The following is a 23,294-nucleotide window of genomic DNA, read 5'->3' on the forward strand; positions in this document are numbered from 1 at the left end:
GATCACGCACGCGAACGTCGGCGGCCGCAAGCGCCTCCTCGGCGGCCGCAAGCGCCTCATTGAGGTCTTCCACTTCGGCCCAGGCCACCTGGCCGATCGTTTCCTCGTTGGCCGGGTCGATGACGGGAATGGTCTTGCCGGAACGCGCCGGCCGCCAGGCGCCGTCGATATGAAGCAGGATGTCTGGGTAGTGAGCCATGGGAAACCCTTTACTGAATGAAGTTCGCCGCTTTGAGCGCGATGCCGTAGGATCAGGTCAATGGGGAACAGGTCGCCTGGCCAGGCGACCTTGACTGGAAAGCGATGCGGCCACCGGGTCCCAAGCCGAAGGCGCCAGGCGCGACGACTTAAGTTTTTGTGGCGCGAGCAGCTCCCGTCAAGCGGCGCGCCAGACGAGATCGATGCCTCCGCCGGCCGCCGGGGTCAGCATCGGTACGGCAGACAGGAGCTTGCGCGTATAGGCCGAGGATGGGCGGTCGAAGATCTCGTCGCGGCTGCCCTGTTCTTCGATAACGCCCTTGTGCATGACCACAACTCTATCGGCGATCTGCTCTACGACGCCCAGGTCATGGGAGATGAAGAGGCATGCAAAACCTTGTTCTCGCTGCAGTTTGCTCAAAAGGGTGAGGATCTGGGCCTTTACGGTCAGGTCGAGCGCTGAGACCGCCTCGTCGGCGATGACAAGGTCGGGCCGGCGAGCAAGCGCGCGGGCGATGGCGGCACGTTGCCTTTGCCCACCGGAGAGTTGATGCGGAAACCGCTCGGCGAATTGCGGAGCGAGACCCACTTCGGCGAGCACCTCATCGACCCGCGCACGGCGGTCTGCGGCGCGCATCGATTTTTCGTGCCGGAGCGGCGCTGCCACGATGTCGCGGATCCGCATGCGCGGATCGAGCGAAGAGTAGGGATCCTGAAACACCATCTGGCAATTGGCGCGGTAGTCGGCGAAGCCGCTGCTTTTGCGATTGACCACCTGTCCGCGGAAGGTAAGCGTGCCCTCATCCGGTTGCAGCAGCCCGGCGATGATGCGGCCAAGCGTCGTCTTCCCGGAGCCGGAACCCCCGACCAGCGCAACGATCTCTCCAGGATGGATATCGAGATCGATGCCATGCAAGACAGGCTTTGCGCCCGTGCCGCTGCCGTAGGCAAGCTTCATATTTCTGACGCTGGCGAGCGGAGCATTCGGTGCGACTGCACGCGCCGGCGCGCGGCGCGGCAGGGCCGAAAGAAGTTTCCGGGTGTAGTCGTGCCGCGGCATGCGGAGGAGTTCGGCCGTTGTCCCTTCCTCGACGCAGACACCCTTCTGCATGACCAGCACGCGATCGGTATATTGCGCCACCATCGCCATGTCGTGGCTGATCAGCACCATCGCGGTGCCTTTCTCTTCGACCAGCGCATGCAGCAGTTCCAGCACGTCACGTTGCACGACGGCGTCGAGTGCGGTCGTCGGCTCGTCCGCGATCAAGAGTGCCGGTTCGAGCAGCATGACGGAGGCAATCATGATGCGCTGCCGCATGCCACCGGAAAACTCATGCGGGAAGGCACGGACGGCTGCGTCCGGATCGGCAATGCCGACACGTTTCAGCATCGCCAGGATTGCGCTTTGACGCGCTGACGCGTCCATTGTCGTGTGCAGCGCCAGACCTTCCTCCATCTGGCGGCCGATGGTGAGCGCCGGATTGAGCGAGGTCATCGGCTCCTGGAAGATGAGCCCGATGCTCTTGCCGCGCAGCTTACGCAGGTCGTCCGGCGCAAGCCCGCTCATATCGCGGCCGGCAAACCGGACGCAGCCCCCGCGCCTGACGATCCCGGGCGGCAGAAGGCCGATGACAGCGCGCATCAACATCGACTTGCCCGAACCGGATTCGCCGACGATGCCAATGCGTTCGCCAGCGCGAAGAGTGAGGCTGACGCAATCGACGACGGGTGGTGCCATCGCAGCCGAGGTGCCGAGCACGAGTTGCTCGACGGTCAGGAGTGCTAGCTGGGTCATTGCGTGCCTCTCATTTTCGGATCGAGCCTATCCCGCAGCGCATCGCCAAGCAGATTGATCCCGAGCAACGCAACGGAGATGCAAAGGCCCGGAAAGATTGCAAGCCAGGTCGCCTGGGCGAGGTAGGGGCGGGCAGCGGCCAGCATGTTGCCCCAGGTCGGGGCCGGTGGCGGCACGCCGAGGCCGAGGAAGGAAAGCGCGCTTTCAGATAAGAGTGTCCACCCGAACATCGACGTTGTCAGGACCGTCAGCGGCGCGATGCAATTCGGCAGAATATGGCGCAGCAGCGTGTAGATTTCGGAATCGCCTGCAATCCGGGAGGCGTCAATGAATTCCTTCTCCCGCAACGAAAGCACTGTGCCCCGAACGATCCTTGCTACGGACGGCGTGTAGGCAATGCCAAGCGCCAGCACGATGCCGAATTTGTTGGCGCCGAAGATCGCAAGCAGCCCAAGCGCAAGCAGGATGCCGGGAAAGGCGAGCAGGGCATTGGTGACGGCGACGAGCACCCGATCGGTCCAACCGCCGACATAGCCTGAGATGGCGCCAAGCGCGGTGCCGAGCACAGTTGCGATCGCGACCGTGGCAAGGCTGACGATGCCGCTTGCCGACGCGCCGAGCATCAAGCGGGAAAGCACGTCGCGTCCGAATTCGTCGGCGCCGAGCAGATGCCGGGCCGAGGGGCCGGCGAGGCGTGCCTTCATGTCGAGCGCCATCGGATCATAGGGCGTCCAGACGGAGCCCAGGCAGGCGACGATCACGAAGGCGCCGACGAACAGGCCGCCAACCAGCGCATTGGCAGAAAGGGTCTTCATGTGATTTTCACTCGCGGATCAAAGAGCGGGTAGCACAGGTCGACGATCAGGTTGACCAGCACGTAGATGACCGCGATGAAGAGCAGGCATCCCTGAATGACCGGATAGTCGCGGCCGAAGATCGCATCGACGAGGAGCCGCCCGAGACCCGGGATCGTGAACACGGTTTCGACGACGGCGATACCGCCGAGCATGTTGCCAAGCACCAGGCCGATCAGCGTCAGCGTCGGCGCAAAGGCGTTGGGGAACACATGGCGCCACAGCACCGTTCGCTCGGGCAGGCCCTTGGCGCGCGCATGAGTGATGTAGTCGAGCCTGAGAACTTCGAGCGCCGAGGCGCGGGCCATGCGCAGAAGCACGCCGATCTCGTGTAGGAAGAGCGTGAGGATCGGCATCAGCACATAGAGCAGCCCGCGGCTCGGGTCTTCGGCGACGGAGACGTAGCCGACCACCGGCAACCATCCGAGCTTGAGGCCGAAGATGAGCAGAATGACGAGACCGAGCCAGAAGGTCGGGATCGACAGAAGCAACGCGGCGATCGACACAAGGGTGAAATCAAGTCTGGAGTTCTGGCGGAGGGCGGCGATGAAGCCGGCCGGAACGGCGACCAGCGAGGCAAGGGCGACGGCAACGAGGACGATGCCGGCGCTGACCTTGAAACGCTCGATGATGAGATGGGTCACCGGCTCCTTCGTAGTGATCGACGTCCCGAAATCGCCCTGCAGGACGCTGGTCAGCCAGATCGCAAACTGCGTCAGGATGTTCTTGTCGAGTCCAAGGTCCGAGCGCAAGGCAGCGACACTTTCCGGCGACGCCATGTCGCCGAGCAGCAATGCTGCCGGGTCGCCCGGAACAAGGCGTATCAGGAAGAAGACGACGACGGCGACGAGGAAAACCGTCGGAACGGCCATTCCTATCCGCGAAAGGATGAAGCGCAGCATCTCGAGCGAACTCTCTTACTCGGCGATCGTGACTTCCCACGCCCTCGGCATGGAGAAGATCGAGGCCGCGTAGTTCTGGACGTGTTTCTGGTAGGCCGAAGCCTCGAGCCCGTTATAGAGCATGATGAAGGGCACGGTTTCCAGGAAGCGCGCATGTAGCTTGTCGAAAAGCTCCTGGCGCTTGGCCGGGTCGGAATAACGCACGGCGTCGGCGAGCATGGCCTGCGCGTCCGGATCGTCCCAGACCTTGCGCGGCTCCTTGTCCTTGTTGCCCATGACGGAGTCCATGGTCAGTGCGGGGTCGTAGCGTCCCGAATAGGGAAACACCATCGCCGTATAGTTGCCGCTCTGATATCGGTCGAGTTGTGCCGCCCACTCCAGCACTTCGAGTTCCGCGGATATTCCGACCTGCTGCAGCATTGCCTGTGCCACGATTGCCGCATCGTAGGTGTTGGAGTAGCGCGTATTGGCGATGAGTTTGATCGGCTGGCCGTTGTAACCGGCTTCCTGCAGCAGCGCCTTTGCCGCCGCGGGATCGTAGCTGTAGCCCTGGGTCTGGGCTGGGGAGTGGTATTTTGAGGTCGGCGGTATCAGCGAGTTGTTGGCCTTGCCGAGACCGAGCGTAATTCCCTCGACCATGGTCTTGGTGTCAAGAGCCATGGCGATGGCCTTGCGGATGCGCATGTCCTTGAGCAGCGGATCGCGCGTCTGCAACAGGAGCGCGACGATGCCGGGATTGGTCGCCAGCGAAACGGCGGTATCGGCGTTCTGCTTGAACTCCTCGACATCGGCATAGGGAACGTCCGGTACGATATCGATGTCGCCATTGAGCAACGCAGCCTTGGCGGAGGAGCGGTCGGGAATGACGGCGAAGCGGACGGCCTCGACAAGCGGACGCTTGGCGCCGGTGTAGCCGTCCCGCTTTTCTTCGCTGCGTACCGCGTAGTCGGCAAAGGCTTCGAGGTCGATGAATTCGCCCTTACGCCATTCTTTGTACCGGAAGGGACCGGTGCCGACAGGCACGTTGAACGAGCCGTCGGCGTTAAACGATGATTTGTCGAGTATGCCGGTCATGCCGCAGTCGGTTCTGGCAAGCGTTGCCTGAAAGAGGGCGTTCGGCTTTTCGAGCTTGAAGACGACGGTTTTGTCGTCGGGTGCCGTGACCGATACGACATGGGCGGCGCCGCCCGCGGCAAAGTCGTTGCGGCATCGCCATTTTGTAGCTTCGTCCATGTAGCGGTTCCAGTTCCAGACGACGTCGGCCGAAGTCAGCACGTTGCCATTATGGAACTTGACGCCATCCCTGAGCTTAAACGTGTAGGTCAGGTCGTCGTCCGAGACAGCGACCTCCTTGGCAAGCAGCGGCTTTACCGAGGCGTCCTCGCTATATGCAACGAGACCCTCGACTATGTGCAACACGACGGCGTCGCTGTTGGCGTCTCGGTTGACGCCCGGATCAAGGCTGCGGATGTCGGCATTGAGTGCGATTTTCAGCGTTTCTGCTGCGGCCGGGCCGCAGGCCAAGGTCAGCGCTAGTGCTGCGGCCGACGCGGCCAGTCTCTGTCTACGGTTCACCTCAGTTCTCCTCTTTGTGGTCTGCCCGGTTTTCCGGTTGAGCGAACTGTGCCTTTTGTTTGATCATAATGCAATACGAAAAATCGCAAACCTTCTCGGCCTCCCCAAAAGGGGGGTAAATGCGCTCTCGGCAGGCGTTATCTTTCGCTGCGGATCCGGTCCTCGACTTTCTGCAGCGTCGATTCAAGGTGGCGCCGCAGCGCAAGCTGGGCGAATTCGATCTCGCCGGAGCCAATATACCGGAGGATCTGGATGTGCTCCTTCAGCGACCTCTCCATGCGCTCGGGCCGGAGCCGATCGAATACCGAGGACTCGCGCAGCAGTCTGAGGTCGTTCTGCATGCGCACGGATTGCAGGATGAAGCGGTTGCCGGACCAGGTGGCGAGTGTCTCGTGGAAGGAGGCGTTCAGTTTTAACCAGCTGTCGCGGCTGATGCTGCCGGCGGCATTGATCTGGTCGAACATGCTTTCATGTTCGGCAATGAGGGCCTTGAGCGCATCCGGATCGGCGCGGTAGTTCGGCTCGGCAAGGCCTGCAAGCTCGATCGCGATGCGAAAACGATAGCTTTCGGCCAGGCTTTCTGCGCTGTCGAGCGAATCGACAAACGCCCATCCGTGGCCGCGCTGGCGGTGAATGAGGCCCTGGGAGGATAATTGCGTCAACGCCTTGCGGATCGTCCCGCGCGCAATGCCGTAGCGTTCCGTCAGCTCATTTTCCGACACTTCCTGCGGAATGGTGCCGACAGAGCGGTCGCGCAGGATCTGCTGCTTGAGGCGCTCCGTTTCGCTCTCACTGAATGTCTCGATGTAGGTGCCGTTGCCGAGATCGGTGGCGGCGACAAAGCCTTTGTTGGGGATGAGGCGCACGAGATCCTTGGTCGCAAGGATTTCGAGAGCGGCCCGCATCGGTGTGCGCGATACGCCAAACATTGTTGCCAGGGTCTTCTCGACAATCGGATGACCTGCCCGCCAGCCTTCTTTTTGTGCCTGAAGCAGGATCTGCCGGGCAATGTCGATCTGCAAAGCGCTCGGGGTGCTTACCGTGCTCATCAACTGGCTCCAGGGTCTGGTCGGTCTTTGGGGTGCGCTTCTGACATAGCTGTTCGATTTCCTCTGGACAATTCCTTGTGATAGTGCATTTTAACCACACAAAACGCAACATAGAGTGAAAGAGAAGACAGATGACCGCCGCACCGTTTCCGTTCGTTTCGATCTCAGGAACTCCGCTCGAGCGCGGGCGTCAGTATGGGCAGCAGGCGAAGGACCGTGTGCGTCGCAGCGTCGAACTGTATGCTGGTCGGCTTGCGACGCTCGGGGTCTTGCCCGACGACCTGAAGTCGATCGTTGCCGGCTATGTACCGCTCATCGAGGCATTCGACCCAAACTTCGTGGTGGAGATGAAGGGTATCTCCGAAGGTGCGGACTTGCCGTTCGAGCACGTCGTCCTCATCAATGCCCGTACTGAGATCCTTGCGAGGGCACGAAGGACCCAGGCTGCGAGGGCTGAGCATTCCGGCGACGGCTGCACCGGTGTCGTTGTCCTGCCTGAGCGCAGCGCCACGGGAGAGCTCGTGCACGCGCAGAACTGGGACTGGATGGCAGAATGCGCGGAGACGGCGATCGTCTTGCGCGTCAAGCCGGATGAAGGTCCGTCCTATCAGACGTTCACGGAGGCCGGTGGCCTTGCACGCAGCGGCATGAACGACAAGGGCATCGCCGTCACGGCAAATTATCTCGAGAGCGACCGCGACTTTGCCGGCGACGGCGTGCCGCTAGCACTCATCCGGCGCATGGTCCTGCAACAGGAACATCTGGCGATGGCCATGCGTGCCGTTGCCGGAACGAGGAAGTCGGCGTCGAACAACATCATCGTGAGCCACAAGGATGGCTTTGCCGTCAGCTTCGAATGCGCACCGGACGAAGCGTTCAACATCTATCCGGAAAACGATCTCATCGTGCATGCCAACCATTGGCAGAGCCAAACGGCGCTTCTGAAATTGCGTGAGCAGGCTCATTCAAGCTGGTCGGACAGTTTTTACCGCGACTGGCGCGTTCGCCGCATTCTCGAAAAGTCCGACAAGATCGGCGTCGCCGAGGTCAAAGCCGCGCTTTCTGACAAGTTTGGTTATCCCTACGCCGTCTGCCGTCCGCCGCATCGTTCGTCCCGCGGCCATGTCTCGGCGACAGTCGCGACCATCGTGATGCGGCCGGCGGCAGGTGAAATGGAACTCGCGGTGCTGCCGGCCGACAATCCGAGCTTCAAGAGCTACCCGACCTATCGCGACGAAATTGCCGCTTGAACCTTGGTCGCCGTCGCCTCGCGCGCGCCCTGCCCATTCACAGAAGGTCCACATGCCATGGATACGCTCACCACGCCCGGCCCGAACAACCTTGATGCCTACTGGATGCCATTTACGGCCAACCGGGACTTCAAGGTGAATGCTGAATTCATCTCCCGTGCCGAAGGGCTCTACTACTTCACCAGCGGCGGCCACCGCCTGCTGGACGCTATCGCCGGGCTTTGGTGCGTCAACGTTGGCCATGGCCATCCGCGCATCGTGGAGGCGATCCAGAAACAGGCGGCGCGGCTGGACTTCGCATCCTCGTTCGGCCTCGGGCATCCGCTGGTCTTCGAATATGCCAACCGGCTAACGTCGATTGCGCCAGAAGGCATGAACCGCGTGTTCTTCACCAATTCCGGCTCGGAAGCGGCCGATACCGCGCTCAAGATCGCGCTTGCCTACCATCATGCGAGGGGTGAAGGGCAGCGCCAGCGCATCGTCGGGCGTCAGCGCGGTTATCACGGCGTCGGTTTCGGCGGCCTGTCGGCTGCGGGCATGGGCCCGCACAAGAAGCAGTTCGGCATGCTCTTGCCCGGCACGGTGCATTTGCCGCACACGCATGATCCGGCGAAGAACGCCTTCAGCCGCGGTCAGCCGCCGCACGGGGCAGAGCTGGCCGATGCGCTTGAGCAGATGATCGCGACCTACGATGCATCGACGATTGCTGCCGTCATCGTTGAGCCGGTCGCGGGATCGACCGGTGTTCTCGTTCCGCCGGTCGGCTATCTCGAGCGGCTGCGCGAACTCTGCACGCGCCACGGCATCCTGTTGATCTTCGACGAGGTCGTCACCGGTTTCGGTCGGCTCGGCCATGCTTTCGCGGCCGACCGCTTTTCGGTAAAGCCCGATCTACTGATGGTGGCAAAGGGCATGACCAATGGCGCGGTTCCGATGGGCGGCGTCATTGCTAGCGATCGCATCTACGATGCGATTACCTCAAAGGCGGCACCAGGTACGGTCGAACTCTCCCACGGTTATACCTATTCCGGCCATCCGCTGGCGGCCGCCGCCGGATTGGCGGCGTTGGACGTTTATGTTTCCGAGGGGATTTTCGAGCGGGCAGCGGGGCTCGAACCGCACTGGGAGCAATGTGCGCACAGCCTGAAGGGGCTGCCCGGTGTCGTCGACATCCGCAATCTCGGTCTGCTTACGGGCATCGAGCTTGGCGAAAACGCCGCCGTCGGCAAGGCACTCGCCAAGAAGGTCTATGAATTCTGCTTCGAACGCGGCGTGCTCATTCGTCCGGTCGCAAACACAATCGTCTTGTCGCCGCCTCTGACGATCGGCAAGGACGAGGTCGAAACGATATATGCGACCATCGCCGCAGCCCTTCGGGCAAACTGATATCGCAAAGCTGACACACCAACGGGTTTGAGGAGTGTCCTGCGGCTCGATCGCCCCACGCTACCTTCGATGGCCTTCTGCGCCCGGACTCCCGTCGATGCCGCACGACCAGACGGTGGGCCGGTACGCGTCGTGATCGATGCAAACGGCGACGGGAAATCCGGGTAGGTGCGACCCGTGATCGGCCAAACGCTTGTGTTTGTCATGGTTCGGGAGAACCGCAGGGCCTGCGGTTCGTGTGCGCCCCATGAGGCCAGTTCAGCGATCCTGGTGGCGGTGCCGCCGTCGCCAGGCAAGGACATCTTCGGGTGTCGCCTTGCCTGCGCGCGGGCCATGGATGGTGACGGCGCGCGAAGCGGCCGCGACTGCGAAGTCGAGCGCTTCCTCGAAGCTCTGGTCCTGCGACAGGCACCAGGTAAGCGTTCCACCAAAGGTGTCGCCGGCACCAGTCACGTCGACGACTTTCAAGGTAAAGCCGGGCACGCGCAAGACCGTTTCATGGTTGCGAGCCTCCGCGCCGTCGGCGGCCAGCGTCCGCACCACTCGGTCGATTCGGTGCTCTCGCATCCAGTCGCCGATGAGGTTGATGTCGTCGTGGCCGAAAGCGGTGTGGAAACCGATCTGGTTGAAGATGACGACAGCCGCGCCAGTCAGATAGGGCATGTCCTCGGGCGTGCACCCGCCGACGTCGAGATCGAAGATCGCCCGGCGCCCGTTGGAATGCAGGTCCCTGAGGAGATCGGCTTGCTTCAGAACGCCGTTTTGCGTCTTGGCGTGCAGACGGCGGACGCGATAGAGCGTGGTGTAGAGGTAACCCGGCTGGCGCAACGCTTTCAGACTGGCGCCTGAAAGCCACATCGGCTGCTCGCCCATCTCGACGGTGAGCACGATGTGCTCGCCCTCGACGAGGAAGATGAAGTTGCGCGATTCCGGAATGGCCGGATCGATCAGCATGTGATCGACGCCGACGCCATTTTGCCTGAGATCGGCGATCAGGCGCTCGGACAATGGGCTGTCGTTGAGCAGCGATATGAACTGCGTATCGCCGCCAAGACCGGCGTGCACGACGGCGGCGTTGGCGATGGAGCCGCCGGCTTCGGCCGGAAGCTCCTTGATCATGCCCTTGTCGGCGGGGCCGGGCCAGCGGTCGGCGGTGTAGTATTCGTCGAGGGCGACATCGCCAATGAAGAATGCGGTCATAAGGTTAGTCCCGTGCCCGCTGCCGCCGACACCTTTATCGGACCGCCCGAAACTGCTACCCATGGGCTTTCGCCGAGGCCGCAGACGGCCATCCAGTAATAGGGTGCGGGGCCGGAAACGCCGCGGCAGGCATCGTGCCAGACATTGCGATCCATGACGACAGCCTGCCCGGGCGCGATGACGAAGGCTTCGATCTCGTCGCGATCAGGTGCTTCGCCATCCGACGCCGGCGCAACCGCAAGGACAACCGGTTCAGCGAGACAGAAGATCGCCTCTTCGGTCAGCGGGTGCCGCTCCATCGCGCGGCAGTCCCAGGGCGCTTGTCCGCCACGGGTGATGCCGAGATGACCGCGGCCGTCGATCAACGGCGTTTTCGTAAAGCCGTCGTTCCAGCCGTCGCCGACAGTCCAGACGACCTTGCCGTCCGTGTCACCGGTCAGGTCGTACACCCGGCCGTAGCGGGAAAAATTGTCCGGGGTCACCGGCCGGGCGTGGACGACGTTCATGCCGCACTCCTGATCGCGCGCACGACACGCATCAAGCCTGCGACATGGGCGGCTTCGACCCGGCCGGTGTCCTTGTGATCGTGCTTGAACCAGCTGCCGACGACGGCGCCGTCGGCCTGAGCCAATTGCTCGGTGGCGTTGGCTTCGGTGAGGCCGGCGCCGATCAGGAGCGGCGTCTCGCCACCGGTCGCCGCGCGGAATCGCGCCACCTTCTCCAAGTCGGTCGGCTGGCCGGTCGCGTCCGAGGTGACGACCAGCCCGTCGCAGCGCGACGCACCGATGCGCACGTCTTCCTCCTCCAGCCGGCCTGATAGGACCGGCTGGTACTTGAACCGGACACCACCGAGGAGCAGGGCCGTCACACCGTCGCGGCGGGTCTGAAGTTCGGTCGCAAAGGGGACGTCTGCTTCGGGCGGCAGGTGGCCAGCGACGGAATCCACCTGGATGAACGAGACCGGATAGGTCCGCGCGAGCGCGAAGGCGCGGGAGTCGTCACGCAAGACGTTGACACCGATGCGCGTTCCGAGGTCGAGGTGGAAGATCCGCTCTAGCACCCGTTCGACATCCTCGGCATCGCCGAAATAGTTCTCGACCACCAGCCCATCGACGCCTTCGCCGGCCATGATGCGGGCTTCCTCTTCGGCCTGGGAAAGCTTGGCCTGAGCGCCGTCACCGGCAAGGTGCAGCATGCCGAGGATCGGTTTTTGGATGGTAAAGGTGTCGCCGAAGCGGCTCATGTCATGTCTCCTGCACGCCGTGCGGCGCGGTCTCGCGGCCCCAGCGCGTTGCAAATTTCATCTGGACTGCCGGCGAGTAGACGATCGACGTGCGCTCGACCAACCGGTCGTCCGCGTCGAGCACATCCCCGCTGGCGCAAAGGTAGCCCGGCACGTCCTGCGCCGGGGCAAAGACCTCCCGCAGGCGATCGGAAGCCGGCACGACGGTCAACAGCAGTTCCGAACGCAGGGGGTGACGGTCATAGTCGCGGCGCAACACCTCGTAGAGGGATTGCGACGCGAAGTCGTATCGATCAAGCCCGGGATAAAGGGCGAGATCGAGCTCGGACGTGTCGACGTTCAGCCATGTCACGCTGTCGCCGTTGGCAAGCCCGCGGGCGCGCACCAGCACGAGCTGGCCGTTGTCTGCCCGGTGCTCCAGCACCTGCGTCACCGGGCGCTGGCCCTGTTTTCGGGCAAGCTCCGTGAAGCTGCCGAAGTTCCAGATGTTGTGGCTGATCGGCCGGTGCGAGACGATTGTGCCGCGGCCGCGAACCTGCTGGACGAGGCCCTCCGAAACCAGAAGCGCCATCGCATTGCGCACGGTCGTGCGGGCAATGCCGAACTGCTCGCGCAACTGGTTCTCCGAGGGAATGGCTTCACCTTCGGAAAAGTCGCCGCTCAGGATCGCGGCGCGCAGCGCCCGATAGAGCTGCCGGTAAAGCTGCTCGCTCGAATAGAGATCGAGGCGCAGCCGCGACAGTCGATCGTCAGGGCGTTCGCCCGTTGCGGTTGAGGCGTCTGGCATGGGGGGATGGGTCAAGGCAGGCTCCGGCGCGGTTCTGTTACTTCGTGGCTCCGTTTATCTTGAACTCCTCGACACCCGCCTGTTTCAAGCCGTAGCGGTCGAGGATCTGTGCATAAGTGCCGTCGGCTTTCATGGCGTCGAGCGCGCCCTTGATTGCATCGCGCAGTTGCGTGTTGGCCTTTGCAAGGGCAATGCCGTAGTGGTTGATCTCGCCAACCTCACCGATCTGGTAGAATTTGTCCGGCTCCTGCTTCATCAGGTCGAGCAGTCCTTCAAGGCCGATGACGGAAGCCTGGGCACGCCCCTGGCGGATCTGCATGATGTGCTCGGCCTGGGTCGGGATCTGAATGACGGTGATCAGCTTGTCGGCCGGGCAGATGGATTTGCCAAGGTTTTCCGCCCAGGTGACCCAGCTGGTTCCGGTCGCGACCGCAACCGTCTTGCCGCAGAGGTCGGCCTCGGCCTTGATCTCACCCTGGTGGTCGGCGGTCGAATAGAAGACGTTGCCGGTCTTGAAGTAGTCGATGAAGTCCAGTTGCGTCTGGCGTTCCACCTTGTCGGAGAAGGCGGTCATAATCAGGTCGGAGCGGCCGGTGACCACCTGCGGGATCAATTGCGGGAACTCGACGTTTTGGAATTCCGCCGTCAGGCCGAGGCGCTCGGCGATCGCCTTGGCAAGATCGATGTCGAAGCCTTTCAGTTCGGTCGAGCCGGCGTCGCTGTATTCCATCGGCGGATAGGCAAGGCTGATCGTGACGTTCAGCTTGCCGGTGTCGCGCACGGCATCCGGCAGGGCGGCGGCCAGCTTCTCGTCGGCGGCATGGGCAGCAGCCCCTGCGGCAAGGCTGATGAAGGTGGCGGAGGCAAGCGCCAGAGCCATCGGCAGCAATCGTTTCATTTCCTGTTCTCCCTTTTTTGAACTCTTGTCGTCAGGCAAGCACGCGGCTCAGAAAACTGCGCACACGCGCATCACCGGGGTTGCTAAGAACCTGTTGAGGTGCGCCGTTCTCGCGGATTTCGCCGTCGATCATCACCACGACGCGGTCGGCGACTTCTCTTGCGAAGCCGATTTCGTGGGTGACGACGATCATCGTCGTGCCGCCGCGCGCCAGATTGCGCATCACCTCCAGCACCTCGCCGACGAGCTCCGGATCGAGCGCGCTGGTCGGCTCGTCGAAGAGCATGACGCGCGGTTCCATGGCGAGCGCCCGCGCGATTGCCACGCGCTGTTTCTGGCCACCGGAAAGCTGCGACGGGTAGCTCGATGCCTTGGCCGCCATGCCGACCTGCTCGAGCAGGGCCATGGCGCGGGCTTCGGCCTCGGCGCGGCTGAGACCGCGCACCACCATCGGTCCCTCGGTGACGTTGCCGAGCACGGTGCGGTGCGCAAACAGATTGAAGTGCTGGAACACCATGCCGAGCTGGCTCTGCTGGGCGCGCAGTCGCTTGACCGGCAATTCCTGCAGCGCGCCGCGGTTGAGCTCGTAGCCCATGATCGCGCCGTCCACCCACACGTAGCCACCATTCGGCGTTTCCAGGTGGTTGATGCAGCGCAGGAACGTGCTCTTGCCGCTGCCCGAGGGTCCGAGGATGCAGAGGACCTCGCCATAGGCGACGTCCAGGTCGAGACCCTTCAGCACCTCGTGATTGCCAAAACTCTTGCGGATACCGACCGCTTTAACTGCAAGTGTCATGCTTCACCCGTGACGGCCGGACGACGCGCCCAGGCTTTGAACCAGCGGCGTTCGGTGGTTGTCGTTGCGGTATCGCGGCCGAAGTGGCGTTCGAGATAATACTGGCCGATGGACAGAACCGTGGTTCCGGCCAGATACCAGACGGCGCAGACAAACAGCAGTTCGATGACGGCGCCGTTGATGAAGTAGATGCGCTGGGCCGCGTTCAGCATCTCGCCCATGGCGATGGTGGCGGCGAGCGAGGAGAACTTCAGCATGCCGATCGCGCTGTTGCCGAGCACGGGCAGGATCAGCCGAAGGGTCTGCGGCAGGATGATGCGCCGCATCGTCTGCCCGGGCGTCATTCCGAGCGTGTGGGCCGCCTCCTTCTGACCCTTGTCGACCGAACCGATACCGCCGCGCACGACTTCCGTGAGGTACGACCCTTCGTTGACGCCGAGACCGAGAACCGCGGCGACGAAGGGTGTCACCACATCGACCATGCGCGCGTCAATAAGACCGGGGATGTAGAGCTTCGGAAAGATCAGCGCGATGTTGAACCAGATGAGAAGCTGTAGCAGCACCGGTGTACCGCGGAAGATCCAGACATAGAGCCAGGCGGCAAAACGCAGGATCGGGTTTTCCGAGAGCCGCATGATGCCGAAGGCAAAGCCGAGCAGCACGCCGAGCACCAGCGCGCAGGCCGAAATGAGCAGCGTCCAGCCGAAACCGGTGATGATGACACCGGCCGTCAGAAACTCGCCGACCACCGTCCACTGGATCTGCCCGACGGCGAAGGCGCGTCCGATCACCGCCAGAAGCAGGATGACGAGACCGCCGCTGATCCAGCGTCCGGGGTGTTTCAGCCGGCGGATGACGACATCGGGAGCGGGAAGATCCGACAACGACAGTGCGGGACTTGGTTTTGACTGAGACTGGTGCATGGCATCCAATTGTAGGGTTAGGCCTACAACTTGATACTGGCGCGGCCTGAGGGAGTCAAGCGGCACCCTCGGGTATATTTGAGGGTTTGCATGTTTAGCTGCTTGTGGAATTGCGCAGGCGGTTCGGTTTTCCCGACGGCACTTCAAGAAACGTCGGCTACTGGTAGCGGCGCTTTTGCGGCGACTGTTCAAAAGTCAGATTGAGCAACGGCGTTGTCAGCTGCCGGCAATCGAAATTGCTCCAGTGGTCGGTCTTGCGGAACAACGGTCGGGGTTTGGTTTCCGATCAACCGGGCTTGAAGCCGATCACCATCGAGTCCGGCCCCAGCAACGGCTCGACGCGCGTGGACACAAAACCGGCGTCGCGCATCCAGGCTTGGCAGTCGGCGCCGGTATAATCGAAACCGCCGCGGGTCTCGATCAGCATGTTCAGGCTCATCAACAGGCCGAAGGCGTTCAAGCGGCGCTCGTCGTCAATGACGGCGTCGTAGACGATCACGGCTCCGCCTTTCGGCAGCGCAGCGAACGCTTTTTCCAAGAGCTTCCTTTTTTCGGCAAGATCCCAGTCGTGCAGGATGTGCCCCATCACGATCACGTCCGCATTGGGCATTGGGCCGTCGAAGAAGTTGCCGCTTTGGAAGGTGATGCGGTCGGTAAGGCCCTGCCGGGCGACGAAGTCGTCGAATATCGGCCGCACGGCGGGCAGATCGAAGCCGATGGCCTTGAGATGCGGATGCGCTCGCGCGATCACCACCGGCACCATCCCCTGCGCCGCGCCCACATCGGCGAAGGTCGTGTATTTCGACCAGTCGAACCTGGCGGCGATCGCCTGCGCCGCGCCGGCGCTGATCCCGCTCATCGCCTCGAGGAACCCGCGCAGCCGTGCCGGTTCCGCATAGATCGCGGCGAAGAAATCTTCGCTGTGCTTGGCTTCGTTCTGTGGTTCTCCGGTGTGCAGGGCTTCGGTCAGCGAACCCCAGAAACCGTAGAGCCGGGCATTGGCCATTTCGAGGATGCCGCCGATATAGGATGGCTTCGCCTTATCGAGGAAGAGGTCCGTGTCAGGGGCATTACGATAGCGGCCGTCCTCGCGTTCGAGCAGCTTCAGCGCGACCAGGGTGTCGAGAAAGTCGCGGGCCGAGCGGGGATGCAGTTTCAGCCTGGCCTGCAGATCCGGCAGTTCGGCCGGGCCAGTCGCAAGCTCGGTGAAGACGCCGAGTTCAACCGCACTGAGCAGGGCCTTGGACGCCCAGAACCCCATGCCGACCTGCATGATGTTGTTCGGTGTCGTTGTGCCCATCGCTCGTCTCCTCGTGGATCGTGTCGTCGAACGGCATCTGGGATTGGTGCGGAACCCGAAACTGTTCGGCAGCGCTGGCCGTGGACGTCCCGTCTCATCGACGCAATAAAATATTGCGTTCTGCGATGGGGTGCAATTAATCAAGAATCACTAGCAAGGACCGCAATCAAAGATCCCGTTGCGTGACTTCAGGTGGAATTGTTCGCGTCGTGTGATGAGCCTGGGTCTTGCTGGTACGAAGTCAACTTCAGCAGCTACCTTGATCGTCGCACGAGCTATGAGGTTGCGAGACTCGCGCTTTATTTGCCGAAACCTCGGATCGATGTTTCGGTTACGGTCACGGCAGCGAGGACCGCCTCGATATCGCGCCCGCGAATGACGGACGCGGGCGACCTCGAGCGGTTGAACTCCGGGGTGGCGTATTCGCATTAGCTGCTGTCAGGTGGGGCAAAGAAACAGTTCACGTCGTCTTCCGTCGGATGAAGGCAAATATGATACTGCCCATCGCCCGAGGGGATCTCATCGCCATAGGGGATAAAGAACACGTGCGGTCGTCTTGCCATGTGGTGGTCGCCAGCATGCAAGAAAACGGAAAAACCACGAGCCCCTCGCAAAATGTCGGGCGCGGGGATGGCAGCACAATCGCCACCTGCCTCATGGGCCTTGCAGCACGCCAGAGGATAGGTCCAGCCGGTCTTTGCCTGGTGAGCGTCCGTTCGGACGACTCCGACTGAGATTGTCGCAAGAATAATCAGATAAATGGATGATGGCGCGGCTCTCATTGTGCACCTCCTTGGAGGCAGCCCTTCGAAAACGCCGAGAGGTTGCTTGCTGATTGGCAAGTACGAATTGTCTGTTGTCAGCATACTCCCGGGTGCTTGGCGTGAAACCTGAAATATGCTCCTCGGACCAACGGCCAAGGAAACACCAAGGGACAAGGTGGGTACTGTCGCGAGGGCGGTTTCCTTGGAAATGCACAACGGGCCATGCGCTCCATCGTAAAAGTGCACAGCCGACCTGTCGCGCGGGGCTTCGCTTAGTCGTTATTGACGCTGGCCTTTCCACGTCGATTGTTGTGCCGCAGCACCCGCTCGCTGATAGACGAAGCAGCGTTTCTGTAGAGGGCAATCGCGGGTGGTTCGGTGGATGATACGAGCCGTCGTGCATCAATCGGCCGTATGACCGTAGCGGCTGCGAAAGACTGCTGACGCCTGACGATGCATCCTGCGTCGGCCAGCCGGTTTAGGATATTGAGGCTTCAAGCCTCATGGGTAAAATTCACCCAACCTTGCTCGGCTCACTTGCGACCCCTTTGATGATGAGCGCCGCCAGAACGGCCGTGGCGACCCGCTCAGATATCGCGCCGGTTTGCGTTTCGGAAGCAAGCGCCTCCGCTGCACCTAACAGACCGACGCACACAAGATGGATATGGCCAACTTCCAGCTCTGAGAATGGCCGAAGGGCATTACACATCAAATCTATGTATGCGCGAATCATGAGCCGTTGCTGCGCGGCCATCTCTTCTGTCCCTTTGAGCGCCGCGGATATTGCGAGACCTTCTGGGCCAAAATCGGCAAGGCAATTGAAGTATGCTTTGCTGATAATGTCAGCTACGGCGGTGAGCTCCTTTGGCGCTTCGCAAAGCGCGGAGCGGAGACGGTGGACATAGTTTTCCTCCAGCCGCTTGAACAGTGCCAGCAAAAGTCCGGACCGGGTAGAAAAGTGTCCGTAAGCGATCGGACGACTGACCCCTGCTTTTGCAGCCAAGGTCCCGAGCGTCAGTTCATCCGCGCCCTGATCCCGGACAATTTGCATCGCGACATCAAGCATTTGTTCGCGACGCATATCTTTCTTGAGCTTCACGGTTGCCCCTTGCACCTAAAGTTACAATATGTAAGTTACATAGTGTAACTAACCGGTCAAGGGTGAAGTGATGAGTGAAGTAGCTGTCATCGGGCTGGGGCGCATGGGCAGCGCGCTCGCCAAAGCGCTTATAACTTCGGGAAGGAGCGTTACAGTCTGGAACCGAACTCCAGGCAAGGCAGAGGCCTTGGAGCACCTCGGCGCGTCGAGGGCGGAAACGCCGTCCGCTGCTATTGCCGCCAGCAGCACACTTATCGTCTGCCTGTCAGACTACGCGGCAACCTCGATGGTCCTCGATGACGCATGCGCGACAGACTTGCTCCAAGGAAAGACCGTCGTGCAACTCACGTCGGGCACGCCGAAGCAAGCGCGTCAGCTTGAAGAATGGGTGGCGAACCGTGGAGGAAGCTATCTTGACGGCGCGATTTCTGCCTGGCCAAGTCAGATCGGTGGACCTGAGGCCTCGATCGTTATCGCCGGACGAGAAAGTGTCTTCACCTCGCTCGAAGCGAGCTTAAGGCTGCTCGCTCCAAATCTTACTCACGTCGGAAACGATATAAGCCGCGCAAAGGTTCTCTTTAATGCGGCTCTTGCCTATTTTGCCGGGCACTGGATTGGCTTCAGCCACGGGGCGGCGATGTGTGCTGCGGAAGGAATGGATGTCGCGGAATTTGGCGAAACAATAGCTAGCCTGTCACCGATGTTTGCGGACGACCTGCGCCACATGGGTCGAGCCATCGAAGGAAACCGATTTGCTGATCCCCAAAGCACCATCAGGTCGGTCGGCGTGGATATCACGCGGCTCGTCGAGATAGCGGATGATTTGAACATCAACACCGCGTTTCCCGCCTTTGCCTCTGATCTCTTTCGCAACGCTACAGACGCGGGGTACGGCGCCGAGGAGCATTGTGCGATTGTTAAAGTGATCCGCGCTTGGTGAAAACCCTTCTCTAAACTGCAGGCGTGCTGCCGCAATACGCTGTGCAGCTAGACGGAGCTGTCCAAATTAACATTTCGAGCGGTCTTGCTTTGTCGATCAGCAAAAAAACCGTGAGGTCGACCCGTTGCAAGCAGGCGATGGAGCCTGGGCGCGACGATGGTGCGATTAAAGCGACCGGAGCGGCTAGTTGGATAGCGTTCCTGGACGCTGGCGGGCGCTACGCTGAACCTCTTTGCGAGCGGCTCTTTTGACGGGTCAAGCCGGGGGAGAACGGGGGCTGGCCGCGTGCCGCGGCCGGCGCCTGGTGCGCTCAAGCAGGGGTCGGCAAAGCCGATCGTGCCACAGTTTCGCGCGCGTCTGCTTCTCGAAATGATATCAGTCGGTGGGAGGCCTCGTCCCAAAGGACGAGCTTCACCAAGCCCAGGCTTTGCCTGATGGTGATGCGGCCCATATCTCCCAGTTCAGGATGATCACGTATGACCTCAGGAAGCCTGTAGAAGGGAACGCGGCTCGACAGGTGATGGAGATGGTGCATGCCGATATTGCCGGTGATCCAGCGCAAGGGCTGCGGCAGATCGTAGTGCGAGGCGCCATGCATGGCCGCGTATTGGAACGTCCACTCGGGTGGCCTTGACCAGTGCGTGTCTTCGAACTGGTGCTGGACATAAAACAACCAGACACCTGCAGCCCCAGCAAGAAGGACGATCGGCAGATGGATCAGGAGGAACGGTGCGACACCCACTGCCCAGATAAGGATGCCCGAGAGTGCGGCAATCGCCACATTCGTTGCCATGGTGGAAACCCACGGAAGAGCGCCAGAGCGCATCATTCCGAACGGCAACCTTTGCTTGAACAGAAAGAGCCAGGCGGGACCGATGCCGAACATCACGAGCGGATGCCGGTAGAGGCGGTAACGAACCCGTCCTCCTGGCGTGAGGGCGTCGTATTCGGCAACGGTAAGCGTGGTGATGTCACCGACACCTCGCTCGTCGAGGTTGCCTGCCGAAGCATGGTGTACGGCATGGGCGCGGCGCCAGTAGTCATAAGGCGTTAGTGTCAAAACGCTGATCATTCGGCCCGTCCAGTCATCCAGGCTGCGCCGCCCGAAAAACGAACCATGTCCGCAGTCATGTTGCAGCATGAACAAGCGCAGGAGAAATCCCGCCGCAACAGGGACGATAAGGACCACGCCGAGCCAGTACCCGAAGTGCAAACAGGCCCAAGCTCCTGCCCACAGCAGAACAAATGGCACAAGGGTCGCCGTCAGCTCGAAGGTGCTGCGGCCGATATGCGGCTGTCGATAGGTGGACAGGATCTTTAGCCAGGCTTTTTCACGGTCGACGGTTGCTGCCGCGCCGTGGCCGGAAAGCGGGCTGACTTTGGTATTCTTCAAGGCGTCTTCCTAGTTGATTGTGTGACATAGTCGCCTTGAGACATTGCTATGGACGCAACAGGCAAACTGGGATTTTGGGCCGAGATCTCGCTCGCCTTCGAAATCATGTTTCGGCCTTCGACGTGATCGCTCATAGCAGCGCGTTCGCCGGCGGAATAGCGGCAGACCGGCCGACGCCGCCGTTGCATGTTGGATGACGCCAGGGCTTTATCTGGAGCATTTGACTGTGCCGGCAATCATGACGAGCCCTTCCGTAGGATACTGGGAGCCTCCGCGCGAAACTTGAGGCCTGATAGCGATTTTGAAAGGAAGGTTCGTTCAGAGCGCGAAGCCAATTGCGCTATAACCAAAGCTAGCGAGCAAATTCGATGGGGCGTTTTATCGATATCTTCACCTAGGCGTCAATCGGTTGTTCGCGTTGTCTGCAGCGCGATGCGAGGTCTCCGCACTCGACGACGATTTCGGGTCTGCCTTTCGCAAAATCCGCGGAACGGCGGACCCTGACCTGAAACTCGGCTTTTAAGTTGTCGGATTTTGGTTTCGACGCCGCTATTCGTTGGGGAAGGGGCTTAAGCAGGGGCTAGCATCAAGAGAACCAGAACCGCCGCTATTATCACGCTGAACCCCAATATGATCTTGATGATTAAACTTGCATCTTCCAAAGAATGCTCCTATTAGTAGAGAAAACGAAGAATACAACCTTCAAAGATATAATCATCTGCACCTGGGGTTGTCTATATCTGAATTAGAAACATCCTTGGATTGCGGACGATCTAGGAAACGTGCGGGATTTTGGTTGGGAGCGATGACGTGGCGGAAGGGCTTCGCGTGCGACCGAAGCGGTCGTTTCAGGCCTTAAATACCGGTCACAGTGTCCATCGGGATTGGTTGAGTGAGGTCGGCGTCTGTTTCTGATCCCAAGGGACTAACTTGACGACCGCCGAAGGACGGCGCACGTCGGTTGGGGCTAACTGCGCGTCGTTCGCTTTGTCAGTCACCTTCCACCTCTCGGGCCAAGCTTTCCCTCAGCTTTGCGGCCGCTTCTGCTACTGCGGCCAAGTGGTGTTCAGAACTCATTTGCTCACGCGCGTGGCGCAAGGCGGGTCGCACCGCCTCGATCGATTTTCCAAAACGTGCCATCCATGGGTAGCGCGGCACCATCCAAAGATGGAAGTGGTGTGTCGTGTCTTCATTGTAGATGTAATACACGTGCTCGATACCCAGTTGGCGCTCCTGCTCACGTCTAATGCGTTGGACCAGTGGCAGAAATTCCGATGTTTCGGCTTGGCTCATTTCCGTCAAAAAGCAAAAATGCCTCTTTGCGGTGACGACGATTTGCCCGGGGATTGGATAGGCGACGTCCTGGTGAGCATGGAAAAAGCGTGTTTCTTGGACCGCGCCTCCAGGGACTGTTCGTCTTCCCGACGTAATCTCGCAACTCAAGCAACTCTCGCCCATCCCGATAACTCACATCCGATCGCTAATGTCTTTGCTCGTAACCGCACAGCTCGCTTGCTTGAAAAGGGATAAACTCTGACGGCAAGGGATGATGAGGCGGTCTGAACCATCGCCGGCAATCGACCGTGCTTTTGTCTGTCGTACGAAACCGCGCCCGCATGCGTCGGCGGCCTTGAGAGGTTCTCGAGGCCCTACTCCCGCTTCCCAAAGCTCTTTCCTCTCGATCTCGCAGCAGACCGAGGCACAGCCGGCGATCCGGCAGATGCTTGTCCTCGCCGTTCACGACTTGCTGGCTGACCTTCAGGACGACTTCCGACGGCTTGCCGCAACGCTGGCGAGGGCCGGGGTCGTAAGGGCTAAGGTTCGCGTTCATCTGTCGATCACCTTTTCAGGAGGCTTTCCACCACCTCGGGACCGAGAACCTTTTCGAGGGCTTTCACTCCGTTCTTGGGCAGTCTCGATAGGCCGCTGACAATGCCCTCTTTCCACGCATCTCCACGTTCCCATGCTTCCTCCCACGCATCGGCCAGTTCGTCCCCGTGGCGCGTCTCCACAAGCGCTTCGAAGAGCAAGGCGGCCTGCGACAGGTCTTTGACCGCCTTCACGCGTCCTAGCGTGTCCGTCAGCCTACGCGAAGACACGATCAGCTTGTGGACGGCATACCTCTCGGGAGCGGGGACAAGGACGTTCACGCCCTCGCGGAAGAGAAGCACCGTCCGGACGGGCTCGTAGATGAGATAGTCCAAGAACCGGAGGTTTTCCGCCGACGCGCCGCCGAGGGCGGGCATGGGCGACGGCTTGCCAGTATATTCGTCCGATCCTCGGTTTCCAGTCGGGAACTCCACCCGATAACCCTTGGCGTTCTGGAAGGCCACCACCTTGGCTTTGTCAGCCTGGTGCGGAACCGCTCGGAAGTCGGGATCGACCGACTTGAGGATTTCGAGGATAGGCGGCAGGCTGTCTTGGACCCCAGCCGAGATTGCGAAGTCCTGCGCGAAGTCCGCGTCGCCTGTCTGCATAACCGCCGAGGGAAGGCGGACGCCTAGCATCCCCGCATAGGTGCTGAATGCGACTGACCCGATAAGCACGGCCCGCAACCGAAACAATCCGGCGTCGGCTAGGGCTTTCGTGACGTCGCCCGCAAACTGATCGGGGCCGGGGAGGCCAGCGCGGCGCAGCGTGCTCACCATGCGCCTCCGCTCCCGGATTTTGTCCTTGATTTCCTTGTGGGCCTTCACCCGCTCCGTGATCGCTTCGTCGCTCGCGGGACCGACGTAGCTTCGCTTGTCTTTGCCCTCGGGGGTAGGGAGATCAAAATACCAGTAATTGCGATCTTTGACGGTCACGCTCACGAACCATCCCTCCAAGGGGAAGTCCGCCACGAATTGAGCATCGAGCGTCCGTTGCGCCAGCTCCGCGAACATCGTCCGATAGCTGATGTCGATCTCTTTCATCATTGGTGTTTCCTTATCGAGTGCGCCGGC

Annotated in this window: 21 protein-coding genes; 3 read left to right on the forward strand and 18 right to left on the reverse strand. The window is 61.1% G+C overall.

Annotation, left to right across the window (positions count from 1 at the left end; genetic code table 11):
* The 6 genes from ASD63_RS17300 to ASD63_RS17325 all read right to left on the reverse strand — a co-directional run.
* The coding region (locus ASD63_RS17300; RefSeq protein ID WP_156624150.1) for an aldehyde dehydrogenase family protein at positions 1-199 on the reverse strand (199 nt) is incomplete at its 3' end.
* 177 nt (positions 200-376) lie between these two features.
* The gene (locus ASD63_RS17305) at positions 377-1,936 is read right to left on the reverse strand and encodes an ABC transporter ATP-binding protein (RefSeq protein WP_244497255.1); all 1,560 of its coding nucleotides are present in this window, start codon (positions 1,934-1,936) and stop codon (positions 377-379) included.
* 53 nt (positions 1,937-1,989) lie between these two features.
* On the reverse strand, positions 1,990-2,808 hold the full coding sequence (locus tag ASD63_RS17310) for an ABC transporter permease (protein WP_060518987.1): 819 nt from the start codon (positions 2,806-2,808) through the stop codon (positions 1,990-1,992).
* The gene (locus ASD63_RS17315) at positions 2,805-3,749 is read right to left on the reverse strand and encodes an ABC transporter permease (protein ID WP_034803329.1); all 945 of its coding nucleotides are present in this window, start codon (positions 3,747-3,749) and stop codon (positions 2,805-2,807) included. The genes ASD63_RS17310 and ASD63_RS17315 overlap by 4 nt, the downstream gene beginning before the upstream one ends.
* Before the next feature lie 15 nt (positions 3,750-3,764).
* On the reverse strand, positions 3,765-5,324 hold the full coding sequence (locus tag ASD63_RS17320; protein ID WP_060518989.1) for an ABC transporter substrate-binding protein: 1,560 nt from the start codon (positions 5,322-5,324) through the stop codon (positions 3,765-3,767).
* Positions 5,325-5,461: 137 nt separating this feature from the next.
* Positions 5,462-6,373, reverse strand: coding sequence for a GntR family transcriptional regulator (locus tag ASD63_RS17325; protein WP_060518991.1), 912 nt, complete (start codon positions 6,371-6,373; stop codon positions 5,462-5,464).
* Positions 6,374-6,504: 131 nt separating this feature from the next.
* Here ASD63_RS17325 and ASD63_RS17330 point away from each other — a divergent pair, with 131 nt between their 5' ends.
* Positions 6,505-7,623 carry a C45 family peptidase gene (locus ASD63_RS17330; protein WP_060518993.1) on the forward strand — a complete coding sequence of 373 codons (1,119 nt, stop codon included), beginning with the start codon at positions 6,505-6,507 and terminating at the stop codon, positions 7,621-7,623.
* A 57-nt stretch (positions 7,624-7,680) separates the two neighbouring features.
* The gene (locus ASD63_RS17335; RefSeq protein ID WP_060529568.1) at positions 7,681-9,009 is read left to right on the forward strand and encodes an aminotransferase class III-fold pyridoxal phosphate-dependent enzyme; all 1,329 of its coding nucleotides are present in this window, start codon (positions 7,681-7,683) and stop codon (positions 9,007-9,009) included.
* 258 nt (positions 9,010-9,267) lie between these two features.
* On the opposite strand, the gene ASD63_RS17340 is transcribed toward ASD63_RS17335, so the two are convergent.
* From ASD63_RS17340 to ASD63_RS17385, 9 genes are all read right to left on the reverse strand, one after another.
* Positions 9,268-10,209 carry a carbohydrate kinase family protein gene (locus ASD63_RS17340; protein ID WP_060529569.1) on the reverse strand — a complete coding sequence of 314 codons (942 nt, stop codon included), beginning with the start codon at positions 10,207-10,209 and terminating at the stop codon, positions 9,268-9,270.
* Positions 10,206-10,715 carry an ureidoglycolate lyase gene (locus ASD63_RS17345; RefSeq protein WP_051659646.1) on the reverse strand — a complete coding sequence of 170 codons (510 nt, stop codon included), beginning with the start codon at positions 10,713-10,715 and terminating at the stop codon, positions 10,206-10,208. The genes ASD63_RS17340 and ASD63_RS17345 overlap by 4 nt, the downstream gene beginning before the upstream one ends.
* Positions 10,712-11,452 (reverse strand): BtpA/SgcQ family protein, encoded by a 741-nt coding sequence (locus ASD63_RS17350; RefSeq protein WP_060529570.1) that lies wholly within the window; start codon positions 11,450-11,452, stop codon positions 10,712-10,714. The genes ASD63_RS17345 and ASD63_RS17350 overlap by 4 nt, the downstream gene beginning before the upstream one ends.
* A gap of 1 nt (position 11,453) precedes the next feature.
* On the reverse strand, positions 11,454-12,254 hold the full coding sequence (locus tag ASD63_RS17355) for a GntR family transcriptional regulator (RefSeq protein ID WP_156624151.1): 801 nt from the start codon (positions 12,252-12,254) through the stop codon (positions 11,454-11,456).
* A gap of 22 nt (positions 12,255-12,276) precedes the next feature.
* Positions 12,277-13,137, reverse strand: coding sequence for an ABC transporter substrate-binding protein (locus ASD63_RS17360; protein ID WP_060519001.1), 861 nt, complete (start codon positions 13,135-13,137; stop codon positions 12,277-12,279).
* Between the two features lie 31 nt (positions 13,138-13,168).
* Positions 13,169-13,933 (reverse strand): amino acid ABC transporter ATP-binding protein, encoded by a 765-nt coding sequence (locus tag ASD63_RS17365; RefSeq protein ID WP_060519003.1) that lies wholly within the window; start codon positions 13,931-13,933, stop codon positions 13,169-13,171.
* Positions 13,930-14,856, reverse strand: a complete 927-nt coding sequence (locus ASD63_RS17370) for an amino acid ABC transporter permease (RefSeq protein ID WP_082572907.1) — start codon at positions 14,854-14,856, stop codon at positions 13,930-13,932. Before ASD63_RS17370 ends, ASD63_RS17365 begins: the two co-directional genes overlap by 4 nt.
* A 286-nt stretch (positions 14,857-15,142) precedes the next feature.
* Complete coding sequence (locus ASD63_RS17375; RefSeq protein WP_060529572.1) at positions 15,143-16,156, reverse strand: methyltransferase; 1,014 nt, start codon at positions 16,154-16,156, stop codon at positions 15,143-15,145.
* A gap of 1,278 nt (positions 16,157-17,434) precedes the next feature.
* Positions 17,435-18,019, reverse strand: coding sequence for a TetR/AcrR family transcriptional regulator (locus tag ASD63_RS17385; RefSeq protein ID WP_244497250.1), 585 nt, complete (start codon positions 18,017-18,019; stop codon positions 17,435-17,437).
* A gap of 70 nt (positions 18,020-18,089) precedes the next feature.
* Between ASD63_RS17385 and ASD63_RS17390 the strand changes: the two genes are divergently transcribed.
* Positions 18,090-18,959 (forward strand): NAD(P)-dependent oxidoreductase, encoded by an 870-nt coding sequence (locus ASD63_RS17390; protein ID WP_060529574.1) that lies wholly within the window; start codon positions 18,090-18,092, stop codon positions 18,957-18,959.
* A gap of 310 nt (positions 18,960-19,269) precedes the next feature.
* On the opposite strand, the gene ASD63_RS17400 is transcribed toward ASD63_RS17390, so the two are convergent.
* From ASD63_RS17400 to ASD63_RS17410, 3 genes are all read right to left on the reverse strand, one after another.
* A complete protein-coding gene (locus ASD63_RS17400; RefSeq protein WP_060529576.1) occupies positions 19,270-20,352 on the reverse strand; it encodes a fatty acid desaturase in 1,083 nt (360 codons plus the stop codon).
* Positions 20,353-21,342: 990 nt separating this feature from the next.
* Positions 21,343-21,795: a hypothetical protein gene (locus ASD63_RS17405; RefSeq protein ID WP_060607937.1), complete on the reverse strand. Its 453-nt coding sequence runs from the start codon at positions 21,793-21,795 to the stop codon at positions 21,343-21,345.
* Between the two features lie 395 nt (positions 21,796-22,190).
* Positions 22,191-23,267, reverse strand: coding sequence for a GSU2403 family nucleotidyltransferase fold protein (locus ASD63_RS17410; protein WP_060529598.1), 1,077 nt, complete (start codon positions 23,265-23,267; stop codon positions 22,191-22,193).
* Positions 23,268-23,294 lie beyond the last annotated feature (27 nt).

The organism is Ensifer sp. Root558 (genome assembly GCF_001427045.1).
Lineage (GTDB): Bacteria > Pseudomonadota > Alphaproteobacteria > Rhizobiales > Rhizobiaceae > Ensifer > Ensifer adhaerens.

What these genes read in the sequence shown, in the direction of transcription:
- ASD63_RS17330 (WP_060518993.1), top strand. Translation starts at nt 6,505, where the DNA reads ATGACCGCCGCACCGTTTCCGTTCGTTTCGATCTCAGGAACTCCGCTC.
- ASD63_RS17325 (WP_060518991.1), bottom strand. Translation starts at nt 6,373, where the DNA reads ATGAGCACGGTAAGCACCCCGAGCGCTTTGCAGATCGACATTGCCCGG.
- ASD63_RS17390 (WP_060529574.1), top strand. Translation starts at nt 18,090, where the DNA reads ATGAGTGAAGTAGCTGTCATCGGGCTGGGGCGCATGGGCAGCGCGCTC.
- ASD63_RS17335 (WP_060529568.1), top strand. Translation starts at nt 7,681, where the DNA reads ATGGATACGCTCACCACGCCCGGCCCGAACAACCTTGATGCCTACTGG.
- ASD63_RS17310 (WP_060518987.1), bottom strand. Translation starts at nt 2,808, where the DNA reads ATGAAGACCCTTTCTGCCAATGCGCTGGTTGGCGGCCTGTTCGTCGGC.
- ASD63_RS17360 (WP_060519001.1), bottom strand. Translation starts at nt 13,137, where the DNA reads ATGAAACGATTGCTGCCGATGGCTCTGGCGCTTGCCTCCGCCACCTTC.
- ASD63_RS17305 (WP_244497255.1), bottom strand. Translation starts at nt 1,936, where the DNA reads ATGGCACCACCCGTCGTCGATTGCGTCAGCCTCACTCTTCGCGCTGGC.
- ASD63_RS17340 (WP_060529569.1), bottom strand. Translation starts at nt 10,209, where the DNA reads ATGACCGCATTCTTCATTGGCGATGTCGCCCTCGACGAATACTACACC.
- ASD63_RS17410 (WP_060529598.1), bottom strand. Translation starts at nt 23,267, where the DNA reads ATGATGAAAGAGATCGACATCAGCTATCGGACGATGTTCGCGGAGCTG.
- ASD63_RS17345 (WP_051659646.1), bottom strand. Translation starts at nt 10,715, where the DNA reads ATGAACGTCGTCCACGCCCGGCCGGTGACCCCGGACAATTTTTCCCGC.
- ASD63_RS17350 (WP_060529570.1), bottom strand. Translation starts at nt 11,452, where the DNA reads ATGAGCCGCTTCGGCGACACCTTTACCATCCAAAAACCGATCCTCGGC.
- ASD63_RS17365 (WP_060519003.1), bottom strand. Translation starts at nt 13,933, where the DNA reads ATGACACTTGCAGTTAAAGCGGTCGGTATCCGCAAGAGTTTTGGCAAT.
- ASD63_RS17370 (WP_082572907.1), bottom strand. Translation starts at nt 14,856, where the DNA reads ATGCACCAGTCTCAGTCAAAACCAAGTCCCGCACTGTCGTTGTCGGAT.
- ASD63_RS17315 (WP_034803329.1), bottom strand. Translation starts at nt 3,749, where the DNA reads ATGCTGCGCTTCATCCTTTCGCGGATAGGAATGGCCGTTCCGACGGTT.
- ASD63_RS17375 (WP_060529572.1), bottom strand. Translation starts at nt 16,156, where the DNA reads ATGGGCACAACGACACCGAACAACATCATGCAGGTCGGCATGGGGTTC.